The sequence below is a fragment of the Mycobacterium sp. genome (assembly GCF_032159775.1).
Classification (GTDB): domain Bacteria; phylum Actinomycetota; class Actinomycetes; order Mycobacteriales; family Mycobacteriaceae; genus Mycobacterium.
The window spans coordinates 26,254-34,285 of the sequence record NZ_JAVHWK010000207.1 but is presented as its reverse complement, the minus strand read 5'-3'; the positions used below and the strand labels follow the sequence as shown (position 1 = coordinate 34,285).

General features: G+C 65.3%; 9 protein-coding genes. 8 read left to right on the top strand and 1 reads right to left on the bottom strand.

The window, feature by feature from the left end:
- The 7 genes from QOJ24_RS26395 to QOJ24_RS26365 form a co-directional block, all read left to right on the top strand.
- A partial coding sequence (locus tag QOJ24_RS26395; protein WP_526266498.1) for a helix-turn-helix transcriptional regulator occupies nt 1-443 on the top strand: 443 nt, incomplete at its 5' end.
- Complete coding sequence (sufB, locus tag QOJ24_RS26390) at nt 440-1,852, top strand: Fe-S cluster assembly protein SufB (RefSeq protein ID WP_526266497.1); 1,413 nt, start codon at nt 440-442, stop codon at nt 1,850-1,852. The genes QOJ24_RS26395 and sufB, both read left to right, overlap by 4 nt.
- A complete protein-coding gene (gene sufD / locus QOJ24_RS26385; protein ID WP_526266505.1) occupies nt 1,849-3,030 on the top strand; it encodes a Fe-S cluster assembly protein SufD in 1,182 nt (393 codons plus the stop codon). The genes sufB and sufD overlap by 4 nt, the downstream gene beginning before the upstream one ends.
- Nucleotides 3,027-3,794, top strand: a complete 768-nt coding sequence (gene sufC / locus QOJ24_RS26380) for a Fe-S cluster assembly ATPase SufC (protein WP_526266495.1) — start codon at nt 3,027-3,029, stop codon at nt 3,792-3,794. Before sufD ends, sufC begins: the two co-directional genes overlap by 4 nt.
- Before the next feature lies 1 nt (nt 3,795).
- On the top strand, nt 3,796-5,049 hold the full coding sequence (locus QOJ24_RS26375) for a cysteine desulfurase (protein ID WP_526266493.1): 1,254 nt from the start codon (nt 3,796-3,798) through the stop codon (nt 5,047-5,049).
- 14 nt (nt 5,050-5,063) lie between these two features.
- Nucleotides 5,064-5,528, top strand: a complete 465-nt coding sequence (gene sufU / locus QOJ24_RS26370; RefSeq protein WP_526266503.1) for a Fe-S cluster assembly sulfur transfer protein SufU — start codon at nt 5,064-5,066, stop codon at nt 5,526-5,528.
- The gene (locus QOJ24_RS26365) at nt 5,506-5,853 is read left to right on the top strand and encodes a metal-sulfur cluster assembly factor (RefSeq protein WP_526266491.1); all 348 of its coding nucleotides are present in this window, start codon (nt 5,506-5,508) and stop codon (nt 5,851-5,853) included. The genes sufU and QOJ24_RS26365 overlap by 23 nt, the downstream gene beginning before the upstream one ends.
- Here QOJ24_RS26365 and QOJ24_RS26360 read toward each other — a convergent pair.
- Entirely contained in the window at nt 5,850-7,403 is a 1,554-nt protein-coding gene (locus QOJ24_RS26360; protein WP_526266490.1) for a class I adenylate-forming enzyme family protein, read from the bottom strand. The two genes, QOJ24_RS26365 and QOJ24_RS26360, sit on opposite strands and share 4 nt — an antisense overlap.
- 57 nt (nt 7,404-7,460) lie before the next feature.
- Between QOJ24_RS26360 and QOJ24_RS26355 the strand changes: the two genes are divergently transcribed.
- Nucleotides 7,461-8,009, top strand: coding sequence for a hypothetical protein (locus QOJ24_RS26355; RefSeq protein ID WP_526266488.1), 549 nt, complete (start codon nt 7,461-7,463; stop codon nt 8,007-8,009).
- Nucleotides 8,010-8,032: the final 23 nt, after the last annotated feature.

The following is an 8,032-nucleotide window of genomic DNA, read 5'->3' as shown; positions in this document are numbered from 1 at the left end:
TCCACCAGGCGTACGACGACCTGGCGACCACGGCGCTGCGGTTCATCGCCGAGGCCGGCGGGGAGCAGGCGGTCGCGGACTTCGCCCGGCGCCGCGTCGCCGAGGTGGAGGAGCGGTACCGGGCGCTACTGGACGCGGCCCCGGACAGTAAGAAGGCGGAGGTGCTCGCCCAGGCGCTGACCGTGGACGGGTTCGCGGCCTCGACCCTGGAAGCCGGTACCGGTGCCCAGTTATGCCAGCATCACTGCCCGGTCGCGCACGTGGCAGAGCAGTTCCCCCAATTGTGCGAGGCCGAGACCGAGGTCTTCTCCCGGCTACTCGGCAAGCACGTCCAACGACTCGCCACCATCGCTCACGGTGATGGCGTATGCACCACGCATATCCCTGGCCGAGGGCCAGTTTCCCCTGTATCCGATGGCGAATCTGCGAGGACTGCAAGATGACGCAAACCGCTCACCCCGAGCTCGATGGTCTCGGCACGTATAAGTTCGGCTGGTCCGACAGTGATGCTGCCGGTGCCGCCGCCAAGCGCGGCCTCAGCACCGACGTGGTGCGGGGCATCTCGGCGCTGAAGAGCGAGCCCGAGTGGATGCTGGACCTGCGGCTGAAGGGCCTGAAGCTCTTCGACCGCAAGCCGATGCCGTCCTGGGGTGCCGACCTGTCCGGCATCGACTTCGACAACATCAAGTACTTCGTCCGCTCCACCGAGAAGCAGGCGACCAGCTGGGACGAGCTGCCCGCGGACATCAAGAACACCTACGACAAGCTGGGCATCCCCGAGGCGGAGAAGCAGCGCCTGGTCTCCGGCGTCGCCGCCCAGTACGAGTCCGAGGTCGTCTACCACCAGATCCGCGAGGACCTGGAGCAGCAGGGCGTGCTCTTCCTGGACACCGACACCGGCCTGCGTGAGCACCCGGAGATCTTCCAGGAGTACTTCGGGTCGGTCATCCCGGTCGGCGACAACAAGTTCGCCTCGCTCAACTCCGCGGTCTGGTCGGGTGGCTCGTTCATCTACGTGCCGCCGGGCGTCAACGTCGAGATCCCGCTGCAGGCCTACTTCCGGATCAACACCGAGAACATGGGCCAGTTCGAGCGGACGCTGATCATCGTCGACGAGGACGCCTACGTGCACTACGTCGAGGGCTGTACCGCGCCGATCTACAAGAGCGATTCGCTGCACTCCGCGGTCGTCGAGATCATTGTGAAGCCCGGTGGCCGTTGCCGTTACACGACCATCCAGAACTGGTCGAACAACGTCTACAACCTGGTCACCAAGCGTGCGCGCGCGGAGGCCGGCGCCACGATGGAGTGGGTCGACGGCAACATCGGCTCTAAGGTGACGATGAAGTACCCGGCGGTGTGGATGACCGGCGAGCACGCCAAGGGCGAGGTGCTTTCGGTGGCATTCGCCGGCGAGGGTCAGCACCAGGACACCGGCGCCAAGATGCTCCATCTGGCACCCAACACGTCGTCGAACATCGTGTCGAAGTCTGTTGCCCGTGGCGGCGGGCGGGCGTCCTACCGTGGCCTCGTTCAGATCAACAAGGGCGCACATGGATCGCGCTCAAGCGTGAAATGCGATGCGCTGCTTGTCGATACGATCAGCCGCAGCGACACCTATCCCTACGTCGATATCCGCGAGGACGACGTCACGATGGGTCACGAGGCCACTGTGTCGAAGGTCAGCGCGGACCAGCTCTTCTATCTGATGAGCCGCGGCATGACCGAGGACGAAGCGATGGCGATGGTCGTTCGCGGCTTCGTCGAGCCGATCGCCAAGGAGCTCCCGATGGAGTACGCGTTGGAGCTGAACCGTCTGATCGAGCTGCAGATGGAAGGCGCGGTCGGATAGTGGCGCAGGATCTGACAGCGACTCTGGAGGGCAGGACCAAGGGCGAGATCTTCACGTCATTCGATGTCGACGCCTTCGAGGTGCCGCACGGGCGTGATGAGATCTGGCGGTTCACACCTCTGAAGCGCTTACGAGGCCTGCACGACGGTTCGGCGGCCGCGACCGGCAGCGCCCGGATCGACGTGACCGAACGCCCGGGCGTGACGGTGGAAACTGCGCGCCGCGGCGACAAGCGGCTCGGCGAAGGCGGTGTTCCCGCCGACCGCGTTGCCGCCCAGGCGTTCTCATCGTTCAACAACGCGACGGTCGTGACCGTCGGCAAGGACACCCAGGTATCCAAGCCGGTCGAGATCGTCATCACCGGACCCGGTGAGGGTGCGACGGCTTACGGGCATTTGCAGGTGCGTGTCGGCGAGCTGAGCGAGGCGGTCGTCGTCATCGATCAGAGCGGCAGCGGAACCTACGCCGACAACATCGAGTTCGTCGTGGCGGACGCCGCGCGGCTGACCGTGGTGTCGATCGCCGACTGGGCCGACGATGCGGTGCATGTCAGCAGCCACCACGCGGTGCTTGGCAAGGATGCGGTGCTGCGGCACGTCGCGGTGACCCTCGGTGGTGACGTCGTGCGGCTCACCGCCCGCACCCGATTCGACGCTCCCGGCGGAGACGCCGAGTTGCTCGGGCTGTACTTCGCCGATGACGGGCAGCACTTCGAGTCGCGGCTGCTGGTCGACCACGCCCAGCCGAACTGTCGCTCGCATGTCACCTACAAGGGTGCGCTGCAGGGAGATCCGGACTCGGACAGGCCCGATGCGCACACCGTGTGGGTGGGCGACGTGCTGATCCGGGCGGCGGCCACCGGCACCGAGACCTTCGAGACGAACCGCAATCTGGTTCTCACCGATGGCGCCCGCGCCGACTCGGTGCCGAATCTCGAGATCGAGACCGGTGAGATCGCAGGCGCCGGGCACGCCAGCGCCACTGGACGTTTCGACGACGAGCAACTGTTCTATCTGCAGGCCCGCGGCATTTCGGAGGATCAGGCCCGTCGCCTCGTCGTCCGAGGTTTCTTCGGCGAACTGATTCAGAAGATCGCCGTGACGGCGGTGCGTGAACGCCTGACAGACGCCATCGAACACGAACTAGAGATAACGGAATCAAGGACAGCCACCTCATGACCACACTGGAAATCAAGGATCTGCACGTCAGCGTTGTGTCCAAGGAGGACGGGACCGACATCCCGATCCTGAAGGGCGTCACGCTAACCGTGAAGTCCGGAGAGACGCACGCACTGATGGGTCCGAACGGGTCAGGAAAGTCGACGCTGTCGTATGCGGTTGCAGGCCATCCCAAGTACACGGTGACATCGGGCTCGATCACGCTCGATGGCGAGGACGTACTCGCGATGAGCATCGACGAGCGCGCCCGTGCCGGCCTGTTCCTCGCCATGCAGTACCCGATCGAGGTGCCCGGCGTATCGATGTCGAACTTCCTGCGTACCGCCGCGACGGCCGTGCGTGGCGAGGCGCCGAAGCTGCGGCACTGGATCAAAGAGGTCAAGGGCGCGATGGAGGGCCTCGACATCGATCCGTCGTTCTCCGAGCGCAGTGTCAACGAAGGCTTTTCGGGCGGTGAGAAGAAGCGTCACGAGATCCTGCAACTCGAAGTGCTCAAGCCGAAGATCGCGATCCTGGACGAAACCGACTCGGGCCTGGACGTCGATGCGCTGCGCGTGGTCAGCGAAGGCGTCAACCGTTACGCCGAGGAGGCGCACGGCGGACTGCTGTTGATCACTCACTACACCCGCATCCTGCGCTACATCCAGCCGCAGTTCGTGCATGTGTTCGTCGGCGGCCGCATCGTCGAGTCGGGCGGCCCCGAGTTGGCCGATGAGCTGGACGCGAATGGCTACGAACGTTTCGCTCAGGCGGTTGGAGCCTGACATGACGACGTCGGCTCAGACCTTGGATCTCACCAAGATCCGGGCGGACTTTCCGATCCTCAGCCGGGTGATGCGCGGCGGGAACCAGTTGGCCTACCTCGACTCCGGAGCCACGTCGCAGCGTCCGCTGCAGGCCCTCGACGCCGAACGCGAATTCCTCGTCACGTCCAACGGCGCCGTACACCGCGGCGCCCACCAGTTGATGGAGGAGTCCACCGACGCCTACGAGCAGGGTCGCGCCGACATCGCCGCGTTCATCGGCGCCGATGCAGGTGAGCTGGTGTTCACCAAAAACGCGACAGAAGGCATCAACCTGGTCGCCTACGCGTTGGGGGACAGCCGGTTCGAGCATGCGGTCGGTCCCGGTGACGTCATCGTCACCACCGAGTTGGAGCACCACGCCAACCTGGTGCCGTGGCAGGAACTGGCCCGTCGCACCGGCGCGACGATCAAGTGGTACTCAGTTAGCCCCGAAGGCCGTATCGACATCGACTCGCTCGAGCTGGACCGCACCGTCAAAGTGGTTGCCTTCAGCCACCATTCGAATGTCACCGGTGCGATCGCGCCAGTCGCCCAGCTGGTGGAGCGGGCGCAGGCGGTCGGCGCGCTGACGATGCTCGACGCCTGCCAGTCAGTGCCGCACCAGCCGGTCGACCTGCACGCACTCGGTGTCGACTACGCCGCGTTCTCCGGCCACAAGATGTTGGGGCCCAACGGCATCGGGGTTCTCTACGGCCGTCAGGAGCTGTTGGACGCGATGCCGCCGTTCATCACCGGCGGCTCGATGATCGAGACGGTCACCATGGAGGAGACCACCTTCGCGCCCGCGCCGCAGCGGTTCGAGGCGGGCACCCCGATGACGTCTCAGGTGGTCGGGCTGGCCGCGGCCGCCCGCTATCTCGGCGCGATCGGAATGCATGCCGTGGAGGCACATGAAGCTGAACTCGTCGCCGCCGCGTTAGAGGGGCTGGCCACCGTGCCCGGGGTCCGCATCGTCGGGCCGACGTCCCTGGTCGGCCGTGGTTCGCCGGTCAGCTTCGTCGTCGACGGTATCCACGCCCACGACGTCGGCCAGATCCTCGACGACGAAGGCGTTGCCGTGCGGGTGGGTCATCACTGCGCGTGGCCACTGCATCGCAAGTTCGGTATCGCCGCCACCGCGCGAGCATCGTTCGCCGTGTACAACACGGTCGACGAGGTGGACCGGCTGGTGGCCGGCGTGCAGCGCGCCATCCGGTTCTTCGGCAGGGACTGAGTTTCGCCGTGAGGATGGAGCAGATGTACCAGGAGGTGATCCTGGACCATTACAAGCATCCGCATCATCGCGGGCTGCGCGTGCCGTTCGGAGCCGAAGTCCGTCATGTCAATCCGACGTGCGGCGACGAAGTGACGCTGCGGGTTGCGCTCTCCGAGGACGGGGAACACGTCGCCGATGTGTCCTATGACGGTCAGGGCTGCTCGATCAGCCAGGCCGCGACGTCGGTTCTCGCCGACCTGGTGATCGGCAAGAACGTCGGTGATGCGTTGAAGACCGTAGCGGCATTCAACGAGATGATTTCGTCCCGCGGCAACGTGGCGGGCGACGAACGTGTACTCGGCGACGGTATCGCCTTCGCCGGGGTGGCCAAGTATCCGGCGCGGATCAAGTGTGCGCTGCTGGGTTGGATGGCCTTCAAAGACGCAGTGGCGCAAGCCAGTGAGGAGACACTTGATGAGCGAGACCGCAGTGCCTAACGAGGAGTTCCTCGCCGATCTCGAGGAGGCGATGCGCGACGTCGTCGACCCCGAGCTCGGCATCAACGTCGTCGACCTCGGCCTGGTCTACGGCTTCAACGTCGAGGAGGGCGAATCCGGCAAGGTCGCGCTGATCGACATGACGTTGACGTCGGCGGCGTGCCCGCTGACCGACGTGATCGAGGACCAGTCACGCACCGCGCTGGTGGGTGCGGGCCTGGTCAACGAGATCAAGATCAACTGGGTGTGGAACCCGCCGTGGGGCCCCGACAAAATCACCGAGGACGGCCGCGAGCAGCTGCGCGCATTGGGCTTCACCGTCTAGCGGAGCTCGGAGCTCCACTGAACGTCGTTTCGCAGAGCGGGTTTCAGTACCTTGCCCGCCGGGTTGCGCGGCAGCGGCTCGCTTCGCACACAGACGTACTGCGGCGCGTTGTAGTCCGCGATGCGCTCCTTGACGAACGCGCGAATCTCATGGGGGTCGGGCTCGGTTCCCGGTAGCGGCACCACGACCGCGCCGACTTTCTCGCCCATCATCTCGTCGGGCACGCCGAGGACGGCGGCCTCATAGATGCCCGGGTGCTGCGCGAGTACGTTCTCGACCTCCACGCAGTACACGTTCTCGCCGCCGCGGCAGATCATGTCCTTCAACCGGTCGACGATCTGAACAAAGCCGTCATCGTCGATGCGAGCAAGATCCCCGGTGTGCAACCAGCCGTCGACGAAAGTCTCCGCGGTCTTCTCCGGATTGTTCCAGTAGCCCGCCACGACGTTCTGGCCTCGGATGAGCAGTTCACCCACGCCAGTCGCGGGGTCGGGATCGAGGAGATCGACTTCGACGGGCGGGGCGGCAAGGCCGACGGTCTCCGGCCGCGATTGCGCGCACTCATCGGGCAGGACTGTCGACACCGACGACGTCTCGGTGAGGCCGAACCCGTTGGCCAGCCGCGCATTCGGAAAAGAAGTGCGCAGCCGCGCGACGACGCCGGGTGCTGTCGGTGCGCCGCCGTAGGTGACCCACCCGATGTCGCTCATGTCGAAGTCGGCGAAGTTCGGCTGGTTCATCGCCAGCCAGAAGACCGCGGGGACGGAGGTCAGCACGTTGATGTGCTCCTCGGCGGTGGCCCGCAGAAAGGCTTGTACATCGAACGCAGGCATGATCACCGCGGTGCCGCCGAGGTAGATCGTCGGGAGGAATTGGCTGTTGCAACCAGTGGCGTGGAACAGCGGGACCGAGATCAGGTTGCGGATCTGCAATGTCGGGGGAGTCCGCAGGGCTCGAACGCACGTCTCGATGTTGGACAGAAAGTTCTCGTGGGTGACCATCGCGCCCTTCGGGAATCCCGTCGTGCCGCTGGTGTACATCAGGGCGGCAAGGGTTTCGTGCCCGGCCTGGGCTGTGACATACGGTTCGCCGTCGGGCAAGGCGGAATCCGGTTGCAAAACGACGTCGGCACCGGCGTCGGTGACAACGTAGGACACCTCGCTGTCCGAGAATCGGGTGTTGACCGGCACGACCACCGCCCCTGCCATCAGCGTCCCCCAGAAGCCGAGGCACCACTCGAGTCCGTTCGCGTGTCGGTTCGCGACACGGTCGCCGGGCTGTACGCCCATTGCCCGCAGGCCTCCAGCGACACGGGCGCAGCGGTCCCACAACTGCCGGTAGGTGGTCCGCTCTCCGTCGAGAACGACGACGCACTCACGGTCCGGGTGCCGATCGACCGACTCACGGAACATGTCCACCAGCGACGGCGCCAACGTCGTGTATCGCAAGACACCGTCGCCGGTGCGAACCACTCCGGACATGTCGAAAGGCAGAATCCGCCCGCTGCGGCCCTGTTTGGTGATGGTGGGGACGTGCGTGTCCGACGACATGTGCGTCATTTTGGCGTGTTGCGCCTTCGAATCTGCCCAACCCGCCAAAATTGGTTCATGGTGACGGTGCCCGCGATCGTCTGGCGGTACGGCCCGTTTTTTCGCGGTGCGATTCTGGGTGTTGCCGCCGGGACTTTCTTCGGCGCTCTGGCGTGGCTCGACTCAGGCTTTGTAGTGACCGGGTTGATCGTCTTCGTGATGTTCTGCGTGTTCTACGGCCTGTGGATGTCGAGGCGGATGGCGCGTCACTGGCCCATCGCCAAGCAGTTGAGCGGGCCGGACCGCGAGCGGGTCGCGCGTGCCGCGCGAAGGGGCGATCGCATTGCCGACCCGGCGCTTATGCCGGCACTGACGGGCTACCGCGACGGTCTCCACAAGGCCGCTGAAGAGTTCAAGCTGCTGCGGTGGCTTGTCTGGCTGGTCCTCGTCGTTGCGGTAGCCATGGCGGTGTGGGACGCCGCCCTCGGGTCTTGGGGCAACGCCATCGTCTCGGCCGTCTACCTCGTGCTGCTGGTTATCGAGGTGTTCTGGTGGCCTAAGTGGCAACGGCAACTATTGGCCAACGCCGACACGGCTGCCGCGAGGGCTTCGGACGGGTCGAACTGATCCAGAGTCGCACCGCAAGCTTG